This window comes from Bacillus arachidis (assembly GCF_030285945.1).
Taxonomy (GTDB): Bacteria; Bacillota; Bacilli; order Bacillales; family Bacillaceae_G; genus Bacillus_A; species Bacillus_A arachidis.
In genome coordinates, this window is the sequence record NZ_CP127376.1 from 1,833,129 (window position 1) to 1,846,391 (window position 13,263).

A 13,263-nucleotide genomic window follows, 5' to 3' on the forward strand; every position below is an offset into this window, starting at 1 on the left:
GACATTTTTCTATTTAAATGAGAATTTGCTGGGGTTGGATCGACCGTTTTGCAGGAGTACTCTTTCTGTCTGCTTCTTAGTTATTTCAACCTCGTAAACTGTCTACAAGGTTAGGTGAAGCTATAAAGAGTTTCGTACTAAACGAGGGGAGCTACGAATAGGCTGGTAGAAGAGTAGAAAGAAGGGAGGTCTAAAATGAAACCGTATCACATCATTGGAAAAAGTATTAAACGAAAAGAAGGTGCCGACAAAGTAACGGGAAGAGCAAAATATGTAGATGACGAGATTGAGATAGGTACTTTATATGCAAAACTCTTAACAAGTGTATATGCACATGCTGTTATTGAGAGTATTGATATAAGGAGAGCAAAGGAAATCCCGGGTGTTCATGCTGTGATAACAGGAGCAGATTATCCTATTCTTGTCGGTTCTAGTATTGTAGATCGTCCCCTGTTAGCCTATGAAAAAGTTCGGTATTTTGGTGAGCCTATAGCACTTGTTGTAGCGGATAGCGAGGCGATTGCTAAACATGCCTCAGCGCAAATACGTGTTACATATAAGAAACTTCCTGTGGTTCATGCCCCGCTACAAGCCTATTTAGAAAGAGATATACTCGTACATGAAAACGTAGAACAATATGAATTAGAAGAAGAAGTATATCCAGAAGCACATACAAATATTGCAAATCGGACGAAAATTCGTAAGGGAGATATTCGAGAAGGGTTTGCAAATAGCGAAGTTGTTGTAGAGGAAACGTTTTCTTTTCGGCAATCTGATCATACTGCAATGGAGACGCGATGTGCGAAAGCAGAAATTAAGCCAAATGGGGAGGTTATTATTCATTCTACTTCGCAAGCACCTTTTGAAATTAAAAGATTACTTAGTAAAGCGTTTCAAATTGATGAGGAAAAAATAATTGTACATGTGCCTTTAGTTGGAGGGGCGTATGGTGGGAAAACAACGGTACAACTTGAGTATTTAGTATATCTTGCTTCTAAAGCAGTGGATGGGAGGCGTGTTACTCTTCGGAATAGTAGAGAAGAAGATTTTGTAACGTCGCCTGTTCATATTGGTTTACAAGCAAAAGTAAAGCTTGGATGTACAAAGAATGGGAATTTACAAGCGGCAGAGATTTTATATTTATTTGATGGCGGTGCGTATGCTGATCGGGCAGTGACTATGAGTAAAGCGGCCGGATTAGATTGTACAGGTCCATACTCAATTCAGCATGTATCGTGTGATTCGCTTTGTATGTACACGAATCATACATATGCGACATCGTTTCGTGGATTTAGTCATGCTGAGTATACATTTGTAATTGAAAGAATGATAGATATATTGGCAAATAAAATAGATATGTGTCCGCTCGAGTTTCGTATGAAAAATGCAATTAAGCAAGGAGATACAACACCAACACAAGTAACGGTCACTAAAAGTAATACAGGGGATATTCAGGCGTGTATACAAAAGTTAAAGTCGCTTATTAATTGGGAAGAAGGGAATCGAATTATTTTATCAAATGGAAGGATACGAGCAAAAGGAATTAGTTGCTTTTGGAAAAATTCGACGACACCAAATAATGCTGGAGCGGGTGCGACTATAACTTTTAATGGTGATGGGAGTGTAAATGTTAATTGTGGTGCAGTTGAAATTGGGCAAGGAACGAAAACAACTTTAACACAAATGGTTGCAGAAAAAATGAATATGAAAGTTAAAGATGTATCTATTATGATGGAAGTCAACACACAAATAGCGCCAAAACATTGGAAAACAGCTGCTAGTCGAACGACACATCTCGTTGGAAATGCAGTTGTAAAAGCGACTGAAGATGCAATGAAGCAGTTACTAGATACAGCAGCTAATATACTTGGAATACCAGTGCATGAGTTAGCAATTAAGAATAAAGTTGTATATGTAAAAACAAACCCAGATATGTATGTATCATTTTCAAAGATTGTTTTTGGATATGCTGATTCGAGTGGAAATGTGTATGGTTCGCCGATAATTGGCAGAGGTGCTTATGTATTTGAAGGGATTACGAAGATTGATTATGAGACAGGAAAAGGACAAAGTGGACCTGAATGGGGAGTGGGCGCACAGGCAATCGAGGTAGAATTTGATCCACAAGTATATACATATAAATTAATAAAAGCAGTAACGGTTGCAGATGCAGGAAGGATTTTAAATAGAAAGGGAGCAGAAACACAAATTATAGGTGCTATGAGTATGGGATTAAGTTTTGCGACGAGAGAAACATTTCACTATGACTTGTATGGAAGAGTTCTTAATAATCAGTTTCGTTCTTATAAAGTGATGCATTATGGGCAACACCCAAAATACATTGCTGAATTTGTGGAAGTACCGCATGATCAAGCTGCATTTGGATCAAGAGGGCTTGGTGAGCATGGAATTATCGGTATGCCCGCTGCTTTAGCGAATGCGTTATCTATTGCAGCTAGTATTTCACTTCGTCAATTACCTATTAATCCTGAATTGATTTGGAAAGTAAAACAAACAAAGGAGAATGGTGTATATGATACCATTTGACTTTGAATATTATCGTCCAAATTCTATTGAAGAAGCAATCCGATTATTTCATCAGCTGGATAAAGAGGGAAAAAGGCCCATTTATTATGGAGGAGGCACTGAAATTATTACAATGGGGCGTCTGCAACAAATTGTCACGAAAGCGGTCATTGATTTAAAAGATATTCCCGAATGTAACATTTGTGAATGGAATGGCCAAAAGCTTATTCTAGGAGCTACATTAACATTAACAAAAGTTCAAGAGGAAAAAGTATTTCCTCTTCTTGGAGAAACTGCCGGAAGAGCTGCAGATCACACAGCAAGAAATAAAATTACGCTTGGTGGCAACATTGCAGGGAAATTTATATATAGAGAAGCGGTACTCCCATTTTTACTAGCGGATAGTACATTTGTTGTTGCAGGAAAAGAAGGTGTGAAATATATTAGGGCACAGGAGGCCTTTATTGAGAAGTTACAATTGCAAAAAGGAGAGTTTCTTGTACAAATTATTACTGATCAAAAATATATAGAATCTCCTTATTACAGTGTAAAAAAAAGACAATTAGAGAAAATTGATTACCCACTTGTAACGGTTGCTGCGTTAAAAAGTGATGGAAATATTCGAATCGCATTTAGTGGATTGTGCGCATTTCCATTTCGGTCGCTCGCGGTAGAATCGGTGTTAAATGATGGAAGTATACCAGTTAAGAAGAGAATTGAGCGCGTCCTTTTTCATATTCCTGCACCTATATTAGATGATATACGGGGTTCGCGTGCTTATCGTATATTTATTTTGCAACATGTGCTTTATGATGTGCTGATGAAGCTTGAAGGGGTGAAGTAATGGGAAAGGGACAATTTATTCTTCATGTGAATGAGGAAGATAGAGAAGTGATTGTCAGAATGGCAGATACGTTATTATATACATTACGACATAACCTCGGTCTAACTGGAGCTAAACCAGGATGTGAAAACGGTGATTGTGGTGCTTGTACCGTTCTTGTTGAGGGGCTACCAATTAAGTCTTGTATTATGTTAGCCGTAGAAGCTATTGGTAAGCGGATTACAACGATTGAAGGCTTACGGGAAACGCCTATTCAGCAAGCTTTTGAAGACAAATGGGCTTTTCAGTGTGGGTATTGTACGCCTGGATTTATTATAAATTGTCATGCGCTCGTTACAAAAAAAATGGACATGGATGATTCAATTATTGAAGAATGGTTAAGTTCTAATATTTGCCGGTGCACAAGTTATCAAGAAATTGAAGAAGCTGTGAAATCTGTCTTACAAAAGAAACGGGAGAATCAATAATGACTTCTATTTATACTGTACTAGAAGCCCTACTATCATGTGAACAACGGTGTGCCGTAGCAACTATTATTCATGTGGAAGGTTCTGCATATTGTAAAGAGGGAACTATCATGCTTTTTTGTGAAGATGGAACAAAAGTCGGATTGTTAAGTGCAGGTTGTTTAGAAGAAGAGGTTTCTATTTATGCAGCCGAAGTAATGGAGAATCAAACATGGTCTATTCATCAATTTAATACGAGGGCAGAAGATGATTTATCTTGGGGAATGGGATGTAATGGCATCATTCATATATTAGTTGAGTATATAGATGAAGAGTACAAAGTTTTTTTGCAAACACTATATGAATACCTTAAGAAGGGCATTTCAGTTCGAATGATAAAAAATATTTCTTTAATACAAACATTATTTATTAGTGAGAATGGTAACATGTTTGGGAATGAGGAAGCTTTGTTTCCAATTCATTCCTTACATGGTTTACACGGTAAATGGTTTTATCAACACTTTACACCAAAGCCAAGGCTTTGTATTTTTGGAGCAGGCGAGGATGCAAAACCGCTTGTTCGGTTTGCAAAAGAAGTAAACTTTTTTGTAACAGTCTGTGATTGGAGAGAATCGTTATGTAATGCTGCACGTTTTCCGAGTGCAGATGTTTGTATAAGTGGATTTCCGAAAGAGGTTGTACCACAACTTCTATTAAGAAAAGAAGATTTTGTTGTGATTATGACTCACCATTTTCAGCGTGATCAACAATTGATCGAACTTTTATTGGAACAATGTGTTCGCTATATCGGTATTCTAGGTCCACGTCATCGCACTGCTCGTCTGTTAGAAGGAAAGGCGATACCTAAAAACGTTCATTCTCCGGTAGGGCTTGCGATTGGTGGAAAAGGACCAACTGAAATTGCGATTAGTATTATAGCTGAAATTGTTCAAGAATTAAGGGGGAAGTAAAATTAAGATTGCTGGTATATATTTAGCTGCTGGAAACAGTCGAAGGATGGGACCCGGAATACACAAGTTACATCTTCCATTACAAGGGGAACCACTTGGGAGCCTAGCGTTACAAGCAGCAATTTCTTCAAGGCTCTCACATATTATTGTTGTTACGAATGAGCCTGCTTGGATGTTAAAAAGAATGCACCGTGAAAATGTGCACATTCTTACTTGTCCAAATGCTTGTAGAGGACAGTCGTACTCTCTTCAATGCGGTATTGAGAAGGCGAAACGAATGAATGTTGATGGAGTGATGGTCCTTCTGGCTGATCAACCATTTGTGACAGCTGAATTTATTAATAAGATAATAGGTTGCTATGAGCAAAATAAAAACATTCATTTTGTAGCAGCGAGTTATAGGGGAATAAGGCAACCGCCTGTTTTATTTACAAAGAAAGTATTTCCACTTTTTCAAACGTTGAAAGGGGATGAAGGAGCACGCGCGATTTTTATGAAGCCTACGATAAATGGAATTTCATTGTTGTCGGAAAGTGAGAGAATGTTTTTTGATGTAGATACATGGGGGAATTATCAACAGGTGAGACAAGAATATGAGGATTGATATGGTGTTTAAATCGCAATGTAGTACGTATGAAACTATGTCTATACTATAAAAAGAGCCAAAATTTCTCAATTTAGAAATTGGGCTCTTTTTATGTTGATACGATTTTGTAAAATTGGTCGTTTGAATCGATCTTAGATCTCATTTTTTAACGTTCATACGATTTTGTGCATGCTGTAAAGCAAGTGGAGTAACATTTTCTCCGTTAGGATCTACAATCGTTGTATTTAATAAAATGGAATCTAAACTCCCGCGAAATTCTTTCATGTAGCTTTGTCTTAACATTTGCTGTTCTTGTTTTTCAATTTCTTGAAGTCCTGAAATTCTTTCTTTTTTTGCCAATTCATTAATACGAAATAATATATTTTTCATTTTCTTCACCTCTGTTATTTAACTATAAATTAGAAACTTACTAATTTATAGTTATCTTAATATTTCTTTTTGATTATGTCAATAGTTGTAAATGAAAAAGACATTCTTTTCTTCAAGAAGAGTGTCTAACTATGCTACATTAGATTCATCCATCATTTTTATAAATGATTTCTATTAAAATAATTCATTTTATTTATTTGTATTCTAAATATATAATAGCGATTAGGTGAGTGCAAAGAAGCGGCTTTTTCATGAGTATAGGAATTAATGCTTTTTTTAGAGCATTGATTAAGTTGAAAATATAATGAGGTTGTTACTAAAACCAACTAATTTCATGAGAATTATTATTTTTATTGGTGTTTTGGTGAATACTGGACTACATTTCCGCTTTAGAAGAAAACCATATAATTTACATATTATCTTTTTTATTATTATGGAAATATGAATATAACAAGAAAAATATCAGGGATTTATATTTTAGCTTTATATAACACAAAAGAATGATCGTACAACAGGAGGAGTAAGTATGGAGCTGCGCCATTTGAAAACTTTTATTATTGTAGCGGAAAGCGGTGGCTTTACACGGGCTGGTGAACAACTGGGATATACGCAATCGACAATCACCAATCATATTAGATCATTAGAAGAAGAGATAGGAAGTCCATTATTTGATCGTCTTGGTAAAAAGGTAATTTTAACTGAGGTAGGAGAGCATATGCTTTCTTATGCACATAAAATATTGGAATTATCGAATGAAGCATTGGAATCATCTCAAATGAACGGCAAATCGTCAGGAACAATACGTATTGGAGCAAATGAATCTTTAATGATTTATCGATTACCTGCTGTTTTATATGAATTTAAAAGGAAGTATCCACAAGTTCATATCATTTTACAACCATCAGAGAGTCAAGAGTTGCATAATGAATTAAAATCAGGGAAATTTGATTTCGCGTTATTTACACATCCGGAACAACTTGGGGCAGACATCGTTACTCATTCTCTTGTTCAAGAGAAGATTGTACTTATTGCTCCGCCGAGGCATCCCTTAACGAAAAAAATGAACGTTGATCCTGCTGATTTAGAAGGGGAAATGTTGTTACTTACAGAGCCAGGGAGTTATCGAGATTTGTTAGAAAGACGAATTAAAGAAGATGGTATTAATTGTTCTCATATTCATTTTTGGAGTATTGAAGCGATTAAGCAAACTGTTATGTGTGGGCTAGGGATATCTTATTTACCGTTTATAACGGTAAAAGAAGAAATCGAGCAGGGTAAGCTAAGTGTATTACCATGGAAGTATAGTGAAGATTTCGTTACTACTGAATTGGCATATCATAAAAGTAAATGGTTAACTCCTGCAATGAAGAAGTTAATTGAAATGATAGAAAAGCATGCAGAGAAATGGAAAAAATTCTCTTGATTCTCTGAGATGAAATTAGGCTGAAAAATATATGTATTGGATAGGTAGGGGGAAAAGTAATGAACGAAAGAGTAAAAGAAATAGCGCTTGTCGTAATTGGATCATTATTGTTTGCGATTGGAATTAACTTTTTTGCTATTCCAAATCGATTATCTGAAGGTGGAATTATCGGACTGACAGTTATTACATATTATCTGTTCGATTGGTCACCAGGTACTGTAAACCTTATAATAAATGCAGTATTACTTGCAATTGGGTATAAATTTTTTGATAAGAAAACAATGGTATATACAATACTTGGTATTGTATCTTCATCTTTCTTTTTATATATCACAGAAGATATTGCAACTCCAGTAAACCATGATACATTATTAGCAGCTCTCTTTGCTGGTGTTTTTGTTGGAATCGGTTTAGGGTTTATGTTCCGTGCAGGTGGTACATCAGGTGGATCTGCAATCATCGCACAACTAGCAAACCAATATTTAGGCTGGAGCGTTGCGAAAGGTGTATTAATTATTGATATCGTAGTTATTGCGGGTTCAGTATTTATTATCGGACAGGAAAAGGCTATGTATACGCTGGTAGCAGTATTTATAGGTGCAAAGGTTATTGATTTTATTGTAGAAGGATTGAATACAAAGACTGCTGTAACAATTATTTCAAACTATCCAGACATGATCAAAGAATCAATTATGAAGAATATGACACGAGGTGTCACAGTATTAGATGGAAAGGGCGGTTACACAGGAAATAACAAAGAAGTATTATATATTGTCATTAATAAACAAGAACTTATGCAATTAAAGAAAGTCGTGAGCCAAAAAGATGAAAATGCGTTCGTTGTTATTCATGATGTACGTGATGTATTAGGTGGTGGCTTTAAAGCGAGTTAAAAGAGCTGGTCTTCAATTTTTGAGGACCAGCTTTTTTGTTCGAGTAGGTAAGTAGATTGATTAGTGTAGCCATCTATTGTGCTTTAATAAGAATCACTAAGTAATATGTAAAACTAACAAAATTTGAATAATTGCTTGAAGATAAACCGCTAAACAGCTTGTGCATAGTATCATGTATTTCTGGATTTTGATTTGTTGTACTGATACTTTTTCATCAATGATGAAGGAGAAAATGTAACGGCTGAAAATACTTGCAGTGGAAGTATTTCACTTTTTTCTAAATTTTTTGTACTGATTAAACTGTAATGAGTTGTTAATATCTGTATTTTTGTACCTGCATAATTTCTCGATAATCTCTCTTTATAATTACTGTGAATCAGCAGAAGGAGGGAGTGCTTTATGAAAAAAAGTGTATTAGCAGCAGTTACAGTCTCCTCAATATTTTTAATAGCTGCATGTTCTGCAACCACAAATACAACAAGTAATCATAAAAATATGAACGATAAAAAGGTAATACATACTGAAACTGCAACAAAGCCACTAAAAGTTGTAAAAGGACCTGAAGTTACGTTAGTAGCAAAAGAAGCGAAACAAAAATTAAGTAATGGTGTTGTGGTTCCAGTATGGACATTTAATGGTTCGTCTCCTGGACCAGAGATTCGTGTAAAACAAGGGGAAAGAGTTAAGATTACATTAAAAAATGAACTATCTGCACCAGTATCTATTCATTGGCATGGGTATCCAGTTCCAAATAACATGGACGGAATTCCGGGGGTGACACAAGATGCGATTGAACCAGAAAAAAGTTTCACCTATGAATTTGAAGCTAATGTGCCGGGAACATATTGGTATCATTCACATCAAGACTCCGTTAATCAACTAGATCGAGGATTATATGGTACGCTTGTTGTAGAAGATACAAATGAAAAATATGATAAAGATTATACATTAATGTTAGATGAATGGGTAACGGATGAAAAAGAAATCGATAAACAAATCAAAGAAATGACAAAAGGGAAAACAGAAAAATCAGATGGTGATAAATCTGATATGGATCATGGAGATATGAAAAGTATGGACCATTCTGATATGAATATGGAAAGCGACATGGAAGGTCATGATATGAGCATGTATGACTTATTCACAATCAATGGTAAAAGTGGAGATTTAGTAGAGCCATTGAAAGTGAAAAAGGGAGATAAAGTTCGACTTCGATTGGTCAATGCTGGTTATTTATCACATAATATCCATGTTCATGGTCATGACGTCAAAGTAATTGCGACGGATGGACAGCCAATAAATGATCCAAAAGTTGTAAAAGATGAAGTGATTTCGATTGCACCGGGGGAACGTTATGATGTTGAGTTTACAGCTAACAACCCTGGAAAATGGTATGTTGAGGACCATGGTGAAGGAAAAGATATAAAAGGAATGAAAGCGATTATTGAATATGATGGCAGCAAAGAGATGAAGGATAAAGCAAATGAAAAAGAAAAACTTCCAACATTAGATATAGCGAAATATGGTACTAAGAAAGTAGGGGATTTCAAATTAGACCAACAGTATAATGCGAAATATACAATGGATTTGAATACAGAAATGAATGGTAATGAAATGGTATATACAATTAACGAAAAAACCTTCCCTAATATTGATCCAATTCAAGTGAAAAAAGGCGATTTGGTAAAAGTGAAATTGGTAAACCGTTCAAAAATGGATGATCACCCAATGCATTTACACGGTCACTTCTTTCAAGTATTAAGTAAGAATGGCCAACAGATAGAAGGTTCTCCAATTGTGAAAGATACATTAAACTTAAAACCAGGCGAAGAATATGAAGTAGCTTTTGTAGCAGATAATCCAGGCGAGTGGATGTTCCACTGTCATGATTTACATCATGCTTCAGCAGGTATGGTAACAGAAGTGGAATATAAAGATTACAAATCTGATTATGTTCCAAATCCTAATATCCCTAATATGCCAGAGTAGTGTTAAATCAATACAACGTATAAGCAAACAACATAAAGCAGCTATCCATAAGATAGCTGCTTTATGTTGTTTGCTATTTAAAAAATATATTTGTTTTTAAGAACATGAAAATGAAGTTTTCTATCTGATCCTTACATACGGTTACTATTCCATAAGAGAGAGAGAAAACATGGTAATACTAAAAGAGACGTGGTTTAGGCCACACATACGATCATTTACAATGAATTTTCTAGGCTTGAAACATTATGAAATTAGTAGAACACTTTGAAAAGTGAGTAACACCTAATAGCAATATATAGTAGTCATTGCTATCAAACCTAAAGTTTGAAGTATCTCCAAAATGAAAAAATGATATACTTTCTATCAATTTTGTAGAAAGTATATCATTTTTTGTATTATTAGGTAGGGGATAATCTAAATAGTATTAATGTTTGTAGTAGAATGATCGCCTTACTTTTGAAGCATTGAATGTTTAACTACAAAAACACTTGAGAGGAACAATATATGTTTCCATGAAACTCCTCTTTGTAAAGAGTGATTTCCATAGAGCGTTATAGCACTAATATTTCCTGTTAGTTGGCAAGGTGCAAGGGTACCTACAAGTCCCAAAAAGAACGCAAATAAAATAGGTATTGATCTAGTAGAATTTGCTATATTCATAAAGGGAGACATGAATTGATAGCTCCATTCACTGATTGTTGAAAACACGTTTTATTCTCCTTTCTAAATTATACTTGAGAAGTAAAAGTGTTATCTCATTTAATTTTAGTATCATAGATTAGTTAAATTCTAAAGTTCCATTTTTAGTGATTTGTTTCCACGTTTTACCGTCATCAGTAGTAAGAAATACATTTGCTTTAGTCGTAGCAAAAACTATTTCAGATGGATTTTGGGGATTTTGTGAAATATACATGATCTGGTCTTTAGAGTCTAAAGCTGGAATTTGTAAGTTTGTATTTTGATTAGTAGCAAGTGATTGTTTGGTCAATGCTTGTTGTTTTTGTTCAGTAATATAGGAATATATAATATCCTCATTTCCAAATGTTAATGCAGTTGATTCTAGTGATCTAGAAAATAATTTAAATGTATTTCCATAATCTGTAGATAAGTAAACCCCGTTTTTTGAGCTCATAGCGATAACACTTGATTTATCAGGATGTACAGCAAATGAACTAATTGCACTGGAGAGTCCATCTAGCTTACTATTCTTCCACTCATTCCCTTTATTCGTACTATAATATACTCCGTTTTTCAGCTTGGAATTTGGTCGTTCATTATACACAAAGACAGTTTCGTTATTATATCCTACAGCAAGATTATGAAAATCAGATTCTCCATAAAACGCTAGTGTTTCAAGATTTTTTCCACCATCAGTACTTTTAGTTAAGCCTAAAGGATTTTTTAAGTCTGATCCTTGTTCAGGATGACCACTTGCAAAGAATCCATTCTTTGTAGCTTGAAAGCCCATATAATCATGCTTTTGCTCCCTTGTTTCTAGCCATTTTCCATATTGATATACTTTTATTCCATTGTGGGTTGCGATTGAAATTCCGGATAGGTTTCCAGGATATCCAATACCATGAATATGTTCAATTTTCCCAGATGAAATTTCTTTATAAAAATCTTGAGGAACAGCATTTGATGTTCCTTTATTATTTTGATTAGTAGTTTGCTTAGATTGGGAAACTTCCTCTTTCTTTGGTGATGTTTCTTGTCCATTGGAACAGGCTGTGAATGTAAAGATAGATGTAATAGCTAAAGTGCTGATTAGAATTTTTCGCAAATGGATAGTCTCCTTTTTAATTATAAATTGATTTCCTAAGTATAATAAAGAATTGTCAAGAAATTATGGAGTGCAAAAGGAAGAGTTAGAAGGATCAATACATATGTATAAGGATAAAATTTGGAAAACGATAAAATAATACTTAAAATTTCAAATGAAATAGGATAAACACCCTCAATAGTATAAAACATTGAGGGTGTTTATTGATTATAGGTGCTAGTGGTTATGTATATGTTTTTCATGTTTAGTTGGGAGTGAGGGAATATATTCTGGGAATGTTACAAATACAGTAAGAACAATTACCATGCCAATGGAAAGCAATAATAGGAACCAGCGGTGAATATAGGGATAAAAAGCTTCTGATAAGAATTGAATGATACATGATGTAGTAATAGTTACCGTGAGCAAGATACTAATAAGAAGTATACTGTGTGCTTGTTGAACGCTTAACATTTCTGTAATCATAGCCCCCATCATACCAGCCATCAATCCAGAGAACATCCCTTCTAAAGCAGAGTATAGATGAAAACGCAGCCCAACTAAAAGCCCAATTGAGCTACTAATCAAAATAGAAAACAAAGTAGAATATAACAAGTCACCTTTAAAGATAATCCCAAAATAGAATCCAATACTTAACCCTATGCTCATACTGAAAGACATAATAAATACCATATACTCCATTAGGGTACCTTTGGATTTAGAAATATAAGAAGCGACAAGAACTAAGATAAAACAAAGTGTTAAGGTAGTTAATGTATACGTAAATATAGTAATACCTCCCTGTCCTTTTGTTTACTTCATCATATGAGTGAGTATAGAATACTTATACCCATATATATCTGCAAATTATCTGCATAATCTAAGAAAGATAATTTCTATATAATGGGTAATGAAAGAACCTGCTGGTAATCGTGGATTCTTTTTGTTACCCGGAATGCTTCTAAAGAAACGTTACATTTGAATATCTATATTGTTATTTTGAAACAAGCAAGTCTGAAAAAAATTAAAAAATAGGATTATATCCAGTTGCATTTTATACCCCTTACCCGTATAATGTATTTAAAGAACGGTGATTACTATAACTGAGGTGGTATGGATGGGGCATTGTGAAGGTAATGAAACAAATTCAAAAATGGTTCCTCGAACAGAAGAGGAAATTCAAAATGTTATAAAACGTTTAAAGCGTATTGAAGGTCAAGTACGTGGTGTTCAAAAAATGGTTGAAGATAATCGCTATTGCGTTGATATTTTAATCCAAATTTCAGCGATTACTGCAGCTTTAAATAAGGTGGGTTTTTCATTATTAGAACGTCATACAAAACATTGTGTAGCAAAGGCAATTCATGAAGGGAATGGAGATGAATCTATTCAAGAATTAATGAGTGTCATTAAACAGTTTTCAAAATAGGAGG

General features: G+C 34.6%; 12 protein-coding genes. 9 read left to right on the plus strand and 3 right to left on the minus strand.

Annotation, left to right across the window (positions count from 1 at the left end; translation table 11 throughout):
• The first annotated feature begins 195 nt into the window (after nt 1-195).
• Genes QRY57_RS10805 through QRY57_RS10825 form a run of 5 tightly spaced genes read left to right on the plus strand, consistent with a single transcriptional unit; the run spans nt 196 to nt 5,391 of the window.
• Nucleotides 196-2,547, plus strand: coding sequence for a xanthine dehydrogenase family protein molybdopterin-binding subunit (locus QRY57_RS10805; protein WP_286017423.1), 2,352 nt, complete (start codon nt 196-198; stop codon nt 2,545-2,547).
• The gene (locus QRY57_RS10810; protein WP_286017424.1) at nt 2,534-3,370 is read left to right on the plus strand and encodes an FAD binding domain-containing protein; all 837 of its coding nucleotides are present in this window, start codon (nt 2,534-2,536) and stop codon (nt 3,368-3,370) included. Before QRY57_RS10805 ends, QRY57_RS10810 begins: the two co-directional genes overlap by 14 nt.
• Nucleotides 3,370-3,837, plus strand: a complete 468-nt coding sequence (locus QRY57_RS10815) for a (2Fe-2S)-binding protein (protein WP_208018235.1) — start codon at nt 3,370-3,372, stop codon at nt 3,835-3,837. Before QRY57_RS10810 ends, QRY57_RS10815 begins: the two co-directional genes overlap by 1 nt.
• Nucleotides 3,837-4,787 carry an XdhC family protein gene (locus QRY57_RS10820; protein ID WP_286017425.1) on the plus strand — a complete coding sequence of 317 codons (951 nt, stop codon included), beginning with the start codon at nt 3,837-3,839 and terminating at the stop codon, nt 4,785-4,787. Before QRY57_RS10815 ends, QRY57_RS10820 begins: the two co-directional genes overlap by 1 nt.
• Before the next feature lies 1 nt (nt 4,788).
• Nucleotides 4,789-5,391, plus strand: a complete 603-nt coding sequence (locus QRY57_RS10825; protein ID WP_286017842.1) for a nucleotidyltransferase family protein — start codon at nt 4,789-4,791, stop codon at nt 5,389-5,391.
• A 141-nt stretch (nt 5,392-5,532) separates the two neighbouring features.
• Here the strand turns inward: QRY57_RS10825 and QRY57_RS10830 are convergent, their stop codons facing one another.
• Nucleotides 5,533-5,763: a DUF896 domain-containing protein gene (locus QRY57_RS10830; protein ID WP_090688504.1), complete on the minus strand. Its 231-nt coding sequence runs from the start codon at nt 5,761-5,763 to the stop codon at nt 5,533-5,535.
• Between the two features lie 526 nt (nt 5,764-6,289).
• Here QRY57_RS10830 and QRY57_RS10835 point away from each other — a divergent pair.
• The 3 genes from QRY57_RS10835 to QRY57_RS10845 all read left to right on the plus strand — a co-directional run bounded on the left by QRY57_RS10835 (nt 6,290) and on the right by QRY57_RS10845 (nt 10,068).
• Complete coding sequence (locus tag QRY57_RS10835) at nt 6,290-7,186, plus strand: LysR family transcriptional regulator (protein ID WP_208018237.1); 897 nt, start codon at nt 6,290-6,292, stop codon at nt 7,184-7,186.
• A 59-nt stretch (nt 7,187-7,245) separates the two neighbouring features.
• On the plus strand, nt 7,246-8,079 hold the full coding sequence (locus tag QRY57_RS10840; protein ID WP_026591991.1) for a YitT family protein: 834 nt from the start codon (nt 7,246-7,248) through the stop codon (nt 8,077-8,079).
• Between the two features lie 399 nt (nt 8,080-8,478).
• Entirely contained in the window at nt 8,479-10,068 is a 1,590-nt protein-coding gene (locus QRY57_RS10845) for a multicopper oxidase family protein (RefSeq protein WP_286017426.1), read from the plus strand.
• Between the two features lie 778 nt (nt 10,069-10,846).
• Here QRY57_RS10845 and QRY57_RS10850 read toward each other — a convergent pair.
• Both QRY57_RS10850 and QRY57_RS10855 read right to left on the minus strand, forming a co-directional pair.
• Nucleotides 10,847-11,851, minus strand: coding sequence for a F510_1955 family glycosylhydrolase (locus QRY57_RS10850; RefSeq protein WP_286017427.1), 1,005 nt, complete (start codon nt 11,849-11,851; stop codon nt 10,847-10,849).
• Between the two features lie 216 nt (nt 11,852-12,067).
• Entirely contained in the window at nt 12,068-12,619 is a 552-nt protein-coding gene (locus QRY57_RS10855) for a hypothetical protein (protein ID WP_286017843.1), read from the minus strand.
• 328 nt (nt 12,620-12,947) lie between these two features.
• Between QRY57_RS10855 and QRY57_RS10860 the strand changes: the two genes are divergently transcribed.
• Nucleotides 12,948-13,259: a metal-sensing transcriptional repressor gene (locus tag QRY57_RS10860; protein ID WP_286017428.1), complete on the plus strand. Its 312-nt coding sequence runs from the start codon at nt 12,948-12,950 to the stop codon at nt 13,257-13,259.
• The last annotated feature ends 4 nt before the right edge of the window (nt 13,260-13,263 follow it).

What these genes read in the sequence shown, in the direction of transcription:
- QRY57_RS10805 (WP_286017423.1), top strand. Translation starts at nt 196, where the DNA reads ATGAAACCGTATCACATCATTGGAAAAAGTATTAAACGAAAAGAAGGT.
- QRY57_RS10810 (WP_286017424.1), top strand. Translation starts at nt 2,534, where the DNA reads ATGATACCATTTGACTTTGAATATTATCGTCCAAATTCTATTGAAGAA.
- QRY57_RS10815 (WP_208018235.1), top strand. Translation starts at nt 3,370, where the DNA reads ATGGGAAAGGGACAATTTATTCTTCATGTGAATGAGGAAGATAGAGAA.
- QRY57_RS10820 (WP_286017425.1), top strand. Translation starts at nt 3,837, where the DNA reads ATGACTTCTATTTATACTGTACTAGAAGCCCTACTATCATGTGAACAA.
- QRY57_RS10830 (WP_090688504.1), bottom strand. Translation starts at nt 5,763, where the DNA reads ATGAAAAATATATTATTTCGTATTAATGAATTGGCAAAAAAAGAAAGA.
- QRY57_RS10835 (WP_208018237.1), top strand. Translation starts at nt 6,290, where the DNA reads ATGGAGCTGCGCCATTTGAAAACTTTTATTATTGTAGCGGAAAGCGGT.
- QRY57_RS10840 (WP_026591991.1), top strand. Translation starts at nt 7,246, where the DNA reads ATGAACGAAAGAGTAAAAGAAATAGCGCTTGTCGTAATTGGATCATTA.
- QRY57_RS10845 (WP_286017426.1), top strand. Translation starts at nt 8,479, where the DNA reads ATGAAAAAAAGTGTATTAGCAGCAGTTACAGTCTCCTCAATATTTTTA.
- QRY57_RS10860 (WP_286017428.1), top strand. Translation starts at nt 12,948, where the DNA reads ATGGGGCATTGTGAAGGTAATGAAACAAATTCAAAAATGGTTCCTCGA.